Source organism: Butyricicoccus sp. (genome assembly GCF_977037065.1).
In genome coordinates this window covers 1-14,246 of sequence record NZ_CDRQNY010000020.1, presented here as the reverse complement: position 1 = coordinate 14,246, position 14,246 = coordinate 1, and the positions used below count along the sequence as shown (strand labels likewise).

The 14,246-nt window shown below is 53.7% G+C and carries 10 protein-coding genes and 1 rRNA gene; 7 read left to right on the top strand and 4 right to left on the bottom strand.

What is annotated here, in order from left to right:
- Positions 1–129 precede the first annotated feature (129 nt).
- The gene (gene rnhA, locus ACWVX6_RS07955) at positions 130–567 is read left to right on the top strand and encodes a ribonuclease HI (RefSeq protein ID WP_110435770.1); all 438 of its coding nucleotides are present in this window, start codon (positions 130–132) and stop codon (positions 565–567) included.
- Between the two features lie 252 nt (positions 568–819).
- Here rnhA and ACWVX6_RS07950 read toward each other — a convergent pair whose 3' ends face one another.
- From ACWVX6_RS07950 to epsC, 3 genes are read right to left on the bottom strand one after another with little or no spacing between them, the layout of a single operon-like run.
- On the bottom strand, positions 820–1,179 hold the full coding sequence (locus ACWVX6_RS07950) for a sulfite exporter TauE/SafE family protein (RefSeq protein ID WP_270580297.1): 360 nt from the start codon (positions 1,177–1,179) through the stop codon (positions 820–822).
- Positions 1,176–1,535 (bottom strand): sulfite exporter TauE/SafE family protein, encoded by a 360-nt coding sequence (locus tag ACWVX6_RS07945; protein WP_118360541.1) that lies wholly within the window; start codon positions 1,533–1,535, stop codon positions 1,176–1,178. Before ACWVX6_RS07945 ends, ACWVX6_RS07950 begins: the two co-directional genes overlap by 4 nt.
- Before the next feature lie 52 nt (positions 1,536–1,587).
- The gene (epsC, locus tag ACWVX6_RS07940; RefSeq protein WP_118761402.1) at positions 1,588–2,364 is read right to left on the bottom strand and encodes a serine O-acetyltransferase EpsC; all 777 of its coding nucleotides are present in this window, start codon (positions 2,362–2,364) and stop codon (positions 1,588–1,590) included.
- 97 nt (positions 2,365–2,461) lie between these two features.
- On the opposite strand from epsC, the gene ACWVX6_RS07935 reads away from it, so the two are divergent.
- From ACWVX6_RS07935 to ACWVX6_RS07915, 5 genes are all read left to right on the top strand, one after another.
- Entirely contained in the window at positions 2,462–3,661 is a 1,200-nt protein-coding gene (locus tag ACWVX6_RS07935; protein WP_118761401.1) for a nucleotide sugar dehydrogenase, read from the top strand.
- Positions 3,662–3,805: 144 nt separating this feature from the next.
- Complete coding sequence (locus ACWVX6_RS07930; protein ID WP_118761504.1) at positions 3,806–5,191, top strand: alanine/glycine:cation symporter family protein; 1,386 nt, start codon at positions 3,806–3,808, stop codon at positions 5,189–5,191.
- 140 nt (positions 5,192–5,331) lie between these two features.
- Positions 5,332–6,822, top strand: coding sequence for a Na+/H+ antiporter NhaC family protein (locus ACWVX6_RS07925; protein ID WP_442861278.1), 1,491 nt, complete (start codon positions 5,332–5,334; stop codon positions 6,820–6,822).
- A gap of 119 nt (positions 6,823–6,941) precedes the next feature.
- The gene (locus ACWVX6_RS07920; protein ID WP_118761400.1) at positions 6,942–8,300 is read left to right on the top strand and encodes an MATE family efflux transporter; all 1,359 of its coding nucleotides are present in this window, start codon (positions 6,942–6,944) and stop codon (positions 8,298–8,300) included.
- Between the two features lie 456 nt (positions 8,301–8,756).
- Positions 8,757–9,233 (top strand): low molecular weight protein-tyrosine-phosphatase, encoded by a 477-nt coding sequence (locus ACWVX6_RS07915; protein ID WP_455152856.1) that lies wholly within the window; start codon positions 8,757–8,759, stop codon positions 9,231–9,233.
- A 36-nt stretch (positions 9,234–9,269) separates the two neighbouring features.
- Here the strand turns inward: ACWVX6_RS07915 and ACWVX6_RS07910 are convergent, their stop codons facing one another.
- Positions 9,270–13,313 (bottom strand): S-layer homology domain-containing protein, encoded by a 4,044-nt coding sequence (locus ACWVX6_RS07910; protein WP_455152844.1) that lies wholly within the window; start codon positions 13,311–13,313, stop codon positions 9,270–9,272.
- 840 nt (positions 13,314–14,153) lie between these two features.
- Between ACWVX6_RS07910 and ACWVX6_RS07905 the strand changes: the two genes are divergently transcribed.
- Positions 14,154–14,246, top strand: a 16S ribosomal RNA gene (locus ACWVX6_RS07905); the annotation flags it as partial.

The following is a 14,246-nucleotide window of genomic DNA, read 5'->3' as shown; positions in this document are numbered from 1 at the left end:
CTGCCGAGATTTCTTGCAATACGGCAAGTATTGCTGCAAATTCGCGCCTCATCAGTACGCAAAATTTGATCGCAAATCGCTCTTGTTCAATGATGCGGTATTGCCTAACACTCTCACAGGAGAAAACCAATGAAAACTGTAACCATTTACACGGATGGCGCGTGCTCGGGCAATCCGGGTCCCGGCGGCTGGGGTGCAATCCTGCAGTACGGTAAGGCGGAAAAGGAGCTTTCCGGCTCCGAGCCGTCCACCACGAACAACCGCATGGAGCTGCTCGGTGTAATTACCGCCCTCGAGACACTCAAGGAGCCGTGCTCGGTAGATCTGTATTCGGACAGCAAATATGTTGTTGACGGCATTACCAAGGGCTGGGCCAAGGGCTGGCGTGCGCGCGGCTGGGTTAAAAGCGATAAGAAACCCGCCAAAAATCCGGAACTCTGGGGTCGTCTGCTCGATTTGCTGGATAAACACGAGGTGCGGTTCCATTGGGTCAAGGGTCACGCGGATAATCCATATAACAACCGCTGTGACGAGCTTGCCGTCGGCGAGTATCAGAAGTATAAGTAAGGCTGTCGCGAAACTACAGTTTCGCCGACAAGCAGGAACGGACCGTGGGCCGTTCCAAAGTCGTCCGAAAGTTCCTATACAGAAACTTTCTCCCTCCAGAAGTGTAAAAACCGAGATATATGCTCCCGGTTTTTACGAATTTGCGAAGCAAATTCTATTTTACGCGCGCTACAGCGCGAATTTGATGGAGCGACAGGAATATCCACTCTTTAGACAAACTGAACACCTTCTTCACATTTGGTGAGGAAGGTGTTATTTTTTGCGTAAAAAGGTCTCTTTTACGCCGATATAGAGTAAAACCACGCCGAAAGCACGCCGCAGCAGATCGGTGTCCACTCTTGCGGCAAGCAGCGCCGCAAGCACGGACGTCACCACGCCTGCCGGTACGCAGCATTTGACAGCTTCCCTTTCGATGAGTCCGTTTTTGCAGTGTGAAATCAGCGCTGCAGGCGCACACGAGAGAAAATACAGCAGGTTGATGCCGCCCGCCTGATACTGCCCTGTCCCTTCAAAAAGTGTCAGATACAGCAGCAAAAGTGAGCCGCCGCCAATGCCGAAGCCGCTTAAAATACCGGTCAGCAGACCGATTGCGACCGCAAGTACCGCGCTCACAGCAGCAGGACGGCACGGATGCCGCCATAGAGAATCAGCACGCCGAATGCACGGCGCAGCCAGTCCGCCTTTACCCTGCCGAATAGCTTTCCGGCCAGCACGCCGCCTGCCGCGCCGCCGAGCAGATACGGCACCGCCTGCCCAATCGGCAGACCGCCCTTTAGCCAGTAAATCACCGCTGAGACCGCGCACAGCGGGAAAATTACCGCGACTGAGGTCGCAAATGCGCGCTTCTGCTCCATGCCGCACCAGGAAATCAGCAGCGGCACGAGAAATAACCCGCCGCCCGCCCCGAAAAATCCGTTTGCTGCACCGGAAAGTGCACCGGTGACCGCATATTTTACTGAAATTTTCATAAAAGAAACCCTCCGGTGACAGTTTGCACCGAAGGGCTTGCTTTTATGTGTATTATTTGTCGGCTTCGCGCTCGCGTTCCTCTTCCTTTTTGAGCTTCTGCTCGTTGGCGTAAACACGGTTCTGCAGACGGCACAGCTCCTGTGCAAGCGGGTCCGGCAGGTTGATCTGGTCGAGCGCATACGCCGGAGACGGACCGACACGCTGACCGGCAATCTTAACGACGCGCGCCTTGATGCCGACAACCGTGGAATCCGGCGGAACCTCCTGCAGTACGACAGCATTCGCGCCGATACGGCTGTTGTCACCCACCTTGAACGGTCCGAGAACCTTCGCGCCGGTCGAAATGAGCACGTTGTTGCCAATGGTCGGATGACGCTTGCCGGTGTCGTGACCGGTACCGCCGAGCGTTACACCGTGGTAAATCGTGCAGTCATCACCAATCTCGGCGGTTTCACCGATAACGATGCCCATGCCGTGGTCAATAAACAGGCGTTTGCCGATCTTTGCGCCCGGGTGGATCTCAATACCGGTCATATGCCGTGCAAACTGCGACAGTGCACGCGCAAGAAAGAAATGCTTGTGCTTGTACAGCCAATGCGCCTGACGGTGGTAAAACAGGGCATGAAAGCCCTGATAGAGCAAAACAACTTCCAATGTGGTGCGTGCTGCCGGGTCACGGTCCCGGATCGAGCGTGCATCCTCGAGCAATCCCTTAAAAATCATAGTATCCCTTCCAAACTTTAGGGGTATAAAGCAGTATATGCAATCGGAAGATAAAAGGTTCCGATTGCCGTTTATGATACTTGCATAAACGAACGATAGTATCATTATAGACTCTTTTCGGTGAAAATTCAAACACTACGTTGAATTCCGTGAAAAAAGTGGTATAATGTAAGAAGATTATGCTGAACGAGGTACGAAAATTATGAAAATTACTGTCATGGGACTGGGTTATATCGGCCTGCCGACGGCGATTACGCTGGCTGAGGCCGGTTTTGAGGTCTGCGGCTTTGACGTAAACAAAAATACCATCGAGACCCTGCAGGGCGGTCATATCCATATTGTAGAGCCGGGTCTGCAGGAAGCCTTTGAAAAGGCTGTTGCACACGGTCATCTGCATTTTTCCGAAGAGCTTGGCAAGTCCGATGTATTCTATATTTCGGTTCCGACGCCGTTCTTCAAGGACGAGAACGGCAGCCACAAGGCCGATCTGCGCTTTGTAGAGTCTGCAGGCCGTATGGCAGGCAAGGTGCTCGAGCCGTCCAATCTGGTCATTCTGGAGTCCACCGTGCCGCCGCACACCTCCGAGATGCTCGCGCGTGTACTGAGCGAGGAATCCGGCATTCCGATGAATGAGATTCACGTTGCACATTGTCCGGAACGCGTTATCCCGGGCAACATGATGTACGAGCTGAAGAACAATGACCGCATCGTCGGCGCCCGCACGCCGGAGGCTGCTGAAATGGCGGCATCCATCTACGAGAAGGTGCTTGAGAAGGGTGTCGTTCACAAGACCGACGACCTGACCGCCGAAATGTGCAAGCTGACCGAGAATACCTTCCGTGATGTCAATATCGCTTACGCAAACGAGCTGTCCGTTATCTGCGACAAGATGGGCATTGACGTATTTGAGCTGATCAAGCTGGCAAACTGCCATCCGCGTGTTAACATCCTGACTCCGGGTGTCGGCGTCGGCGGCCACTGCATCGCAGTTGACCCTTGGTTTATCTACGAGCAGTTCCCGGCGGAGGCTAAGGTTATCCTTGCGGCACGCGAGCGCAACGAGAACAAGCCGCACTTCGTCGCTGACAAGGTTGTAGCAAAGATGAAGAAGGTAACCGACACGGTCGGCGTGCTTGGCTTGTCCTACAAGCCGGACGTTGACGATCTGCGTGAGTCGCCGTCCATCGAGCTGTGTCACATCCTGCAGGAAAAGGGCGTAAAGGTTATTGCGTGCGAGCCGTTCGCCAAGGATACTGAGGTGCAGAACATCCCGAACGTATCGTTCGAGGAGGTTCTCAAGGCAGATTATCTGGTCATCACACTCGGTCACACGCTGTTCAAGGAGAACAAGGACAAGATCGCAGAGAAGCCGTACTTCGACTGCGTTGGTCTGATGGAATAATTTCGCAAATAACAGAAAGCCGCCTGTCTGGGCGGCTTTCTGTTGTTTGAAGTAGGAATTAGTCGTTAGAAATGAGTGATTATGGGCGTTCTGCCGCTGAAATCCGGTTCATATAATGCGGAACAGGGGAGAGGTGGGATGCCGATGGACGATATCTTACAGGTAAATGAGCGGCTGCGCGGCCTGATATGGGGCGCGCCCATGCTGATTTTGCTGCTCGGCACCGGATTGTACTTCACGGCGGTGACCGGAGTTTTTCAGGTGCGGTACTGCATGCTCTGGCTGCGGAAAACACTGTTTTCCTGCTTTACCGGTGCTGCAAGACGGACAAGCGGCGGCGTTTCTCCGTTTGCGGCCATGTGCACTGCGCTTGCCGCGACGGTCGGCACGGGCAACATCGCCGGTGTGGCAACCGCGCTGACGCTCGGCGGTCCGGGCGCGGTATTCTGGCTGTGGGTAAGCGCATTTGTCGGCATGATGACCGCGTTCGCAGAGAACACGCTCGGCATGCTCTACCGTGAAAAGGGAAGCGACGGCAGCTGGCGCGGAGGAGCCATGCTGTACCTGAAAAACGGTCTGCGCAGTCCGCTATTGGCGGGAGCCTTTGCGCTGTTCTGCGTGCTGGCATCGTTCGGTATCGGCAACATGAGCCAGTGCAACTCAATCGCGCAGGGACTTTCCGGCTCGTTCGGCATACCGAGCGGGATCGTCGGTGCGGTGACAGCGGTTTTGCTCGGCGCGGTGCTGCTCGGCGGCCTTAAACGGCTGTCCCGCGTGACGGAAACGCTCGTACCGTTCATGGCGCTGTTCTACATGGGCGGTGCGGTCGTTGTGCTGTGGGTGCATCGGGCGGCGCTGCCGCAGGCGTTCGCGCAGATTTGCTCGATGGCGTTCGATACAAGGGCAGGCACGGGCGGCGTGCTCGGCTACGGCATGACGCAGGCCGTCCGGGCGGGTGTGTCGCGCGGCGTATTTTCAAATGAAGCCGGGTTGGGCTCATCCGTCATGGTACATGCTGCCGCAGACGCAAAGGAGCCGTGTGAACAGGGGATGTGGGCGGTGTTTGAGGTGTTCTTCGACACGATTGTGATGTGCAGCGTCACCGCGTTCGTCATTCTCACGAGCGGGGTATACGACGTAAGCCGCTACGCGCTCGCGTCCGGCACGCCTTTGCTTTCTCAGCTGACAACCGGTGCACAGCTTACCGCAGAGGCGTTCTCCACCGTATTCGGACGGTTCGGCGGGGGCTTCGTTGCGGTGTCGCTCGCGCTGTTTGCATTCTCGACCCTGCTCGGCTGGTCATATTACGGACAGCGTGCAGCGGCCTATTTGATGGGGGAGCGGGTGATTCCGGTCTACAAGGCGGCCTTTCTTCTGGCGGCGGTAGCGGGCTGCATGATGCGGCTTGAGCCGGTGTGGGCGCTCAGCGACACGTTCAACGGCCTGATGGCACTGCCTAATCTGGCGGGTGTGCTGGCGCTTCGGCGGCAGGTGATTGCGGAATGGTGTCGCTATAAACGCAATTTATGACGTTAAACCATTGCAAGTTGCACAAAAATATCTTTTCGGACGGAAAAAACCGGATTAGCACTTGTAAATCCGGTTAAATCCATATAAAATAGAATGGAATTGCGGACACGATTTGTCTGCGTATAAGGGGGAAATAAGGAATGGACATTACGGCAACTGTCTGGACATTGCTGCCGCCGATCATTGCAATCGCGCTTGCGCTGATTACGAAGGAGGTTTACTCCTCACTGATGATTGGTATTCTTTCGGGTGCGCTGCTCTATACGGGCTTCCATCCGCTGAAGGCTGTCGAGACGACTTTTACCATCATGGGCAGTAAATTGGGAGATAATATCAATATTTGTATCTTCCTTGTATTGCTCGGTATTCTGGTTTCGCTGATCACAAAATCGGGCGCGTCACGCGCATACGGTGAGTGGGCGGTCAAAACCATTCGCAGCCGGCGCGGCGCGTCGTTTGCGACCTCGTTCCTCGGAATGTTCATTTTCGTGGACGATTATTTCAACTGCCTCACCGTCGGCACGGTCATGCGTCCGGTGACGGACAAGTACAGCATTTCCCGGGCAAAGCTGGCGTACATCATTGATGCTACCGCCGCTCCGGTCTGCATTATCGCTCCGATTTCCTCGTGGGCGGCTGCAGTCGGCTCGTCTCTGCCGGAATCGAGCACGATGGACGGCTTCTCGCTGTTCCTCAAGACCATCCCGATGAATCTGTACGCGCTGCTGACGCTCGCGTTCCTCATCTGGCTGATGGCGGCGGACTTCGACTTTGGTGTGATGAAAAAGTACGAGCTTGCACACAAGGATGACGATCTCTCTCTGATTGAGGAGACCCACGTTGTAGCCGGCTCGGGCAAGGTTTACGACCTGATCCTGCCGATCAGCGTACTGATCGTGCTCTGCATTGCAGGCATGCTGTACACCGGCGGCATTCTGGACGGCGCAAACGTTGTTGAGGCGTTCGCAAACTGCGATTCTTCCACCGCACTGGTGCTCGGCTCGTTCTTTACGCTGCTGTTCACCTTTGTGCTGTACATTCCGCGCAAGGTGCTGTCCTTCGGTCAGTTCTGCGAGGCGTTTACCGAGGGCTTCAAGGCAATGGTTCCGGCCATCCTCATCCTGACGCTCGCGTGGACGCTGTCCGGTGTGTGCCGCGACGAGTACCTCAACATCGGCGGCTTCGTATCTTCTGTGGTGAATGCGGAATCCACCATCGGTATGTTCATGCCGGCGGTATTCTTCCTCATCGCGCTCGGTCTGGCCTTTGCGACCGGTACCTCCTGGGGCACGTTCAGCATCCTGATCCCGATTGCTATTGCGGTATTTGGCGATGCACCGTCCACCATGCTGGTCATGACCGTGGCAGCCTGCCTGTCCGGTGCGGTCTGCGGCGACCACATCTCGCCGATTTCGGATACGACCATCCTCGCATCCGCGGGTGCACAGTGCAACCATATTGATCACGTTTCCACGCAGATGCCGTACGCGCTGATGATCGCGGCGATGAGCTTTGTCGGCTTCCTCGTCGGCGGTGTGACCGGAAACGGCATTCTGGCGCTTGGCGTAGGTGTGGTACTGCTGGTGCTCACTATTGCGGTTATTACCGCACGTCAGAAGAAAAAGGCGTAACAACGTCAATTAAAGTCGTAAAATTATGCTCTCCCTTCGGGGAGAGCATAAAATTGCAATAAACCCCATTTTATCCGGTCAAAACTGGATAAGCAGACTCCCGAAAGAAGGTATCCCATTTGACCACTGACCTTACCGTCGGAAAACCGTCGCAGAAGCTGTTCTGGTTCTCGATTCCGCTGCTGCTCAGCGTCGCGTTCCAGCAGCTGTACCAGATGGCTGACTCCATCATCGTAGGCCGTTTTGCCGAAACTGTAGAAGCCGGTGAGCTGGCGCTGGCCGCCGTCGGCGCCAGCTATCCGATCACACAGCTGTTCGTTGCGGTCGCAACCGGTATCAACATCGGTACTGGCGTGCTCGTCTCGCAGCTGTTCGGCGCAAAGCGCTATCTGCGCATGAAGACCGCCATCTCGACCGCACTGCTCACCACCACGGCGGTAGCGCTGCTGCTGACGCTGATCGGCGCTGTCGGCACGACGGGCATTATGAATGCGCTGTCCACGCCGGAGAATATCTTTGCGGACGGCTCACTGTATCTGCGCGTGTATGTGTTCGGTCTGCTGTTCCTGTTTATCTATAACGTGTGTACGGGTATCTTCAATGCCATGGGCGACAGCCGAACGCCGCTGATCCTGCTTGTGCTGTCCTCGGTCGGCAATGTCATTCTGGATATGGTATTTGTTGCCGGTCTGCACTGGGGCGTTGCAGGCGTTGCATGGGCGACATTTATCGCGCAGGGCGCGTCCGGTATTCTGGCGTTTGTGCTGCTGCTGCGCCGTGTGCGCTCGTTTGATACGGGCAACCATTTCGTGCTGTTCGCGCCCGAAATGCTGCGCCGCCTGACCAACTACGCCGTGCCGTCTATCGCACAGCAGAGCTTCGTATCGGTCGGCAATGTTGTCATCCAGTATTACATCAACCTGTGCGGTGCGACCGTCATCGCGGGATTCTCGGCGGCAAACCGTGTCAACCAGTTTGCGCTGACCTGCTGTATGTCGTTCGCTTCGGGTCTGTCGAGCTACGTTGCGCAGAATATCGGCGCCCGCAAGATGGACCGCATCGGTCCGGGTCTCAAATGGGGTGCGGTGTATTCGCTCGGCCTGTCCGTGGTGTTTATGGCGATCTATCTGCCGTTTGCGAACAAGATCATCAGCCTGTTTGTTCCGGCAGGCAGTGCCTCCGGTGTTATTGATGTCGCACGAGGCTACCTGTTCACGGTTGTGCCGTTTTATCTGGTCGTATGCACCAAGTTCGTATGCGACAGCGTCCTGCGCGGCGCCGGCGCAATGCGTCCGTTCATGGTAACGACGTTCTCCGACCTGATTATCCGCGTGGTGCTGTCCATTGCACTGTTCTATGTGGTCGGCAACGAGCACGGTATTTGGCTCAGCTGGCCGATCGGCTGGTTCCTCGGCTCGGGTCTGTCGGTGTTCTTCTATAAGTCCGGCGCATGGAAAAAGAATCTGCCTACATTCTAACCGGCCGTAAAATTGTAAATGAAAGGGTTTCCTATCGGGAAACCTTTTTTCATGCCTGTTTATTAAGAATCTGCATAACGACACGGCTGACAATTTCTCGCTTTAGGGCAGGGGATTTCTACATTTCATTCCCCTAAAACTGCATTTCGTGAAAAAGACGTTCCGGCTGATCGAAAATCTGCTACGGTATAAACACAGCAGACAACGCGGAAGGAGCGGACAGCACCGTCGAGTAACGGCTTCGATACCGGCTGGCGAATTGCAAGACCACAGCTTCCGCAATATGAAGAACAACTCCTCATAATTGAGATACCCCGCCGGATGGAAAGCGAGTAAAATTCCGTTCGGCGGGGTACTGTTTTACACGGAAAAAAACGAGGCGCGCATGCCGTTCACCGGAATGGTGGAGCACCGGGGTTTTGAAATTGCGTGACGATTGCGGCTCTGTGTGGTATGATGGAGAAAACAGCAGGAGGCGTTTGGGTGAGGATACTTTTTATCTGCCATGGGAATATATGCCGCAGTCCGATGGCAGAATATATCATGAAGGAACTGGTAAAGCGAGAAGGCGTCGCGGGTGACTGGGAGATTGAATCGGCGGCTGTCAGCCGTGAGGAGATCGGCAATCCGGTGTATCCGCCGGCGCGGCGCAAGCTGCTTGAGCAGGGAATCCCGTGCGGCCATCATGCGGCGCGGCAGATGACACGCGCGGATTATGACCGATTTGATCTGCTGATTGGCATGGACCGGTCCAATCTGCACACCATGCAGCGCATTTGCGGCGGCGATCCGGATGGAAAGCTGCATTTGCTGCTGGATTTTACCGACCGACAGGGCGAAGAGGTCGCTGACCCGTGGTATACCGGCGATTTTGATGCCACATGGAACGACCTGTGGGAAGGCTGCCAAGGTCTGCTGGCGGAATATCGGTAAAGAAAAAAAGGAAACCCGAGAGGGTTTCCTTTTTTCTTACTTAGACACCGAAGGTTCTCCGGTAAATCCCGGAATGGTGATTTTCAGAGTCAAATTAGAAGTGGTATTTGTGCCAACAAATACTACATTATAAGTTGTGGACCAAAGTTCGCTGGGAAAACACATTGCAATAGTCTGGTTGTCGGCATCAATGCGATATGTTTTTGTAGATAAGCGGTCTCCGCCAACTTTATATTCCGAACCATCAACCGTAATGGTGTCAAGCTGTCTCAGCCACTCTGCGGCGTCGGAAAATGTCAGAAGGTAATATTGATTGCCAGAAGAATCTTGAGTTTTTTCAATCGTCGGCAGTTCGGTCGGTGCTGTTACCGCAGAGCCGCCGGAACTACTCGAATCACCAACCGTCAGCGTATACTCTACATCAGTATAGCCATCTGCGGTGAGTTTGATTTTATAGTCACCGGCATTGGCAAACAGGCTAACGGGCAGATCGAGAACATCGTATGCAGACGTACTATAAGTGGTATCGGTTGCAGCCGGACGGAAGTTGTTGTCCGCAAGGCTGCTGCTGGAATAGCCGCGGGTCAAAACAGTATCGTTCACCTTGACCTGATTTACTTTAGCCAGATATGTTGTGAGGTCAGATGCATTCAGACCGGTGAAGCTGAGACGATAGTAGGAATACGTTCCCATATAACTGGTATCCGTTTTCTTTTCAGCACTGGAAACCGTCGGTGCGGATTTTGCAGCTTCCGCAGGTTTTGCATTAACCGTAAACTTTGCCGTCAGCGGCTCACCATAGTACTTTGCCGAAATAGCAACCGTATGCTCACCGGACGGTACGTTATACAGAGAGATGGTTTTGTTATCCTTGCCGATTACATAATAAGCCGTTTCGGAACCGTAACCGTAATATCCGTAAGTACCGATGTCCGTTTTGTCATCCAGCTTAACAGATGCCAGATTCTTGAGGAAATCACCGTTCGAGCCATCTACCGTGAATACGATCGGCTTGCCCGATTCGGTAGTCTCGGCAACCGACAGAGAAAGGTTTTTCTCTAGCTGCTTTGCAACGGTCAGCGTCAGGCGCACCTTCTGGAAGGTATCGACCTGCAGCGTCAGCGCGTTATCGCCCAGCTTGAGCTGGTTTGCCGGAATGGTGATGGTGTTCTTCTCGGTGTCGATGGAGTATACGTCCTTGCTCAGCGCCGAGGTGGTGTTGAGGTAAAGCTGGCTGTCGGCATTCTCTTTCAGTTTTTCCAGATATGCCGCTGCCTTGCTGCCGGAAACGAGCAGAACTGCGTCCTTACCCTCATTTACTTCGCTGATGGACTGGTAGCTTGTCTGACCGTCCTTGGTCACTTCCTTGACCAGAGTCAGGTCAGGAGCTGCGGACGAGGACGCCTCGCTGAACGAAGTCGTTTCGCCAAGCAGATTATCCTCCAGCACCTTCTTTACCGCATACGGACGGTTGCGTGTGGTTTCTGCGTTCTCAGAGGTGACATACTCCGCAAAGGTGAGCAGCTTGTCCTCGGTGCGCGCGGTATTTGCGGCAGCGAAGAAGCCTGCGCTGGTGTAAACCTTATCTGCGCCTTCATAATAAACCGCGTCATGGAGCATATTGTCCCAGCGCTCGGAGATAGCGGCTGCATTGGCGTTGTCCAGACCCAGCTTTTCCACGATCTTCGCGTTGGTCAGCAGGTCGGCGCTGAATACCAGATTTGCGTTCATGGTGTTGCTGCCGCCTTCAGAACCGGAATCCGAGGAGGCACCGCCGCCGCCGCTGGTCGCTGCGGAAAGCGCGTCTACGCCTGCCGCTGCGGCACGCGCCGCCGGAGAAACCGACTGCTTATCTGCACCGTAGGCATAGAAGGTCTGGGAGAACGACTTGAAGCCGTTCGCGTAGATGGTCAGCGTATACTTTCCGCTGTGCGTCAGATGGTTGGTAGTATCGTTATACAGCACGAAGGTATCGCCGATGAGATACCAGTCGTCAAACTTATTGAGAACCTGTACCTCGGAATCGCCCACATACTGCAGTTCTACGCGGTAAATCGGCTGGGTGATGCCGTACAGCATATCCTTCACCGTAAAATGCGTGTTCACGCCGCTGTATGCGCCGGTATCGCTCAGCACCAGAGACGGCGTTTTCTCGTTTACCACATGGATCGGGAACAGCTCGGCATTGCCGTTCGATACCACGCGCAGCTTGTAGCGACCGTTCGAGAAGAAGTTCGACTGACCGAGTGGGACAGTGATGCACGCAACGGTAGCGCCGTCAACACCGTGCGGCAGCGCCTTGTTGAGGCTCCACTTCAAATTGCTATTGAGCACGCTGTTACTTTCATCGTCCTGCACGAGTACAACGCTCGTAATGCCGTCCACAAACGCCTTTTCCGCGTCGGTGCCGTTGGCATAGTTGAACATAAGCTGTACTTCGCCGGAAACTTGATAGAGATTATCGTCGGATTCGCTTAGAACGGCGTCCGGAGAGTAGAAACGTACCGAATTGGAGGCAGTTTTCAGGTCAATGGTTGTGTGGGTCGGATTATAGCGTACCTTACCGGCGGCGTCCTTGTTGGTCTGGTGATAATCCCAGACGTAAACCGGACCGTTTGCAAGGAAGTAGTAATCGACTGGTACACCGGAAACGGTCGGCTTTACCGTGTTCTTGCCGCCGAGGCTGACGGTCTGGGTCTTGCCGGTGGTCTTATTGGTAACGGTCAGCGTGCTCGGGTCGAGTACGGTGGACTGCCACTTGACAATGCTGCCGTCGGTGGAAACCTTGGAGCAGCCGGCGTTGATTTCGGTGCCGTCAACGGTCAGTGTGCAGTTATCCAGCGTGTTGCCGTCCTCAAAGCGGACAACAACGAACTGACCCAGTGCGCCGAGCTGAACGGTGTTCATGTCGATGAGCTTGGTCTGCTCGGGTACGACCAGACTCTGCTGTGCAACCGAACCACCAGAGGACGAACCGCCGCCGGAAGAGGAGCCGCCGCCGGACGAACCACCCGAAGACGCACCGCCGGAAGCTGCCGCGCCGACCGTCTCGGTTTTGCCTGCGGCAACCGATTTATTGCCTGCCTTGACGCCGGAAACGCCGTTTGCGGCAGTAACCTTGGTGCCGGAGGTAGAAACGGTGACGTTATCGGCGTTCGCCTGCACCGCGCCGACCTTGCCCGAGCCGGTGATCTTTGCACCGTCGGCAACAACGGTGATGCTGTCAACTGAGCCGGAAACCGCAATGTCGGTATTGGCGATAATGCCCTTTCCGGCCTTGGTGTCCTTAAAGGTTACACCGCTTTCGCCGCCGCGCAGTACAATGCGGCCGGCAACAGTAACACCCGTCAGGTCGATTCTGCTGACGCCGTCTGCAATGATGAGGTCGCCGTTGATGGTCTTGCCAGACAGGGAAACGCCGTTTTCACGCACAATAACGCTGCCGTCCACCGTGGCAGACAGAGAATCGTCTGCATCGGCGTAGGTGCTGGCCATTTCACTGATGACCTTGGCAAATTCCGCACGGGTGATGCTGGTTTTCGGGTTCAGCTTACCATTTGCACCGTTGACATAGCCGTTTTCGATCAATGCAGCTACACTGCTTTGTGCCCATGCAGAGACCGAAGCACCATCGGTGTAATTGTTCAGAACGGACGTATCGCCGCTTTCAAGTGCAAATGCACGCGCGAGGACAACAAAAGCTTCTTCACGGGTGATCGGCGCTTCGGGATTCAGTTTGCCGTTTGCACCCTGAAATGTGCGCATGGCAACGGCCAGTTCGAGATCATTATAATACCATGCGGAAGTGTTTGCATCGCTGTAAACCGACAGGTCAGCTGTTTTGCGAGCGGCAAAGGCACGGTTGACGATAGCAGCCATCTGGGCACGGATCAGCAGGCCGGAGCTGTTAATCTGGCCGTTTGAGCCGTTCAGCAGGCCGTTCTGTACAGCGCTGCGCAGTCCGGCTGCGGACCAGTCGGTTGGGAAATCGGTAAAATCTTCAGGCGAGGCAGCGAATGCATTCGCTGGCAGGAGCATAGCTCCGGCCAAAAGCATCGCAAGGGTACGTTTTTTGTTCAAGTATATTTTCCTCCTTGCTGTTAGACTGGGCTAACCATACCAGTAAAAATTTTCCTTTCCATAGGAAAGGAGCGTGATCACAGTGAGTTATCAAATGCTAACTGATAAGTGGGTAATAAGATACCATAAAGATTTTATGTTGTCAAATCCTGATATTTACATAAAAGAACGGCCGTATCACATAAACAACACAAAAGTACACAAAATCCTGCAATGAGTTAGAATAAGCTAACTCCAAACGTGGTTTTTAATAAAAGAAAAATTTTTTGTATGTGCGATATATATTGCATACAGCGGAAAAGACACAAAGTAGCGCACAATTTCCGCGGAAATATTAAAAATATGGTATAAAAGTTAGTAATATGTGATAAAGATTACAACCGAATATTGAAATATCCTCGGAAAGATGGTGTGCTGCATTATTTCCGCGATTGTCGGTGTACAGCGGCAGGTGGTGTTTTATTTTCAGGACATTTGGACAGGAGGAATATATAATATAGGTATATATAGAGTGTACAAATTTCCTGTAAATTTTTTTTGAAAAAGTTGAAGAAAAGTGTTGACATTAGGCGCATACTGCGGTATACTAAATAAGCTGTCAGCAATAGTTGATGAGCTGAAAAAGTTCAGAAACAAGCGCAAAACAGCAGATTGTACCTTGTAAATTAAACAACGATGTGCTTAAACTTTTGTTCGATATGAACAAGGTTGTAGTGCGAACCTGAAATTTCGAGAGTTTTTTACTCTTGGTAAATCGCTGGAAGTCACAACTCCAGTTAAAATAAAGTGACACGTCAGACTCTAAAGTCGGTTAAATGAACTTCGGTTCTTTTAATACAATTTTTAGAGAGTTTGATCCTGGCTCAGGATGAACGCTGGCGGCGTGCCTAACACATGCAAGTCGAACGGAGTCGATTTGGAAAATCCTTCGGG

Coding starts and splice junctions, on each gene's coding strand:
- rnhA (WP_110435770.1), top strand. CDS start 130: ATGAAAACTGTAACCATTTACACGGATGGCGCGTGCTCGGGCAATCCG.
- ACWVX6_RS07945 (WP_118360541.1), bottom strand. CDS start 1,535: ATGAAAATTTCAGTAAAATATGCGGTCACCGGTGCACTTTCCGGTGCA.
- epsC (WP_118761402.1), bottom strand. CDS start 2,364: ATGATACTATCGTTCGTTTATGCAAGTATCATAAACGGCAATCGGAAC.
- ACWVX6_RS07935 (WP_118761401.1), top strand. CDS start 2,462: ATGAAAATTACTGTCATGGGACTGGGTTATATCGGCCTGCCGACGGCG.
- ACWVX6_RS07930 (WP_118761504.1), top strand. CDS start 3,806: ATGGACGATATCTTACAGGTAAATGAGCGGCTGCGCGGCCTGATATGG.
- ACWVX6_RS07925 (WP_442861278.1), top strand. CDS start 5,332: ATGGACATTACGGCAACTGTCTGGACATTGCTGCCGCCGATCATTGCA.
- ACWVX6_RS07915 (WP_455152856.1), top strand. CDS start 8,757: ATGGAGAAAACAGCAGGAGGCGTTTGGGTGAGGATACTTTTTATCTGC.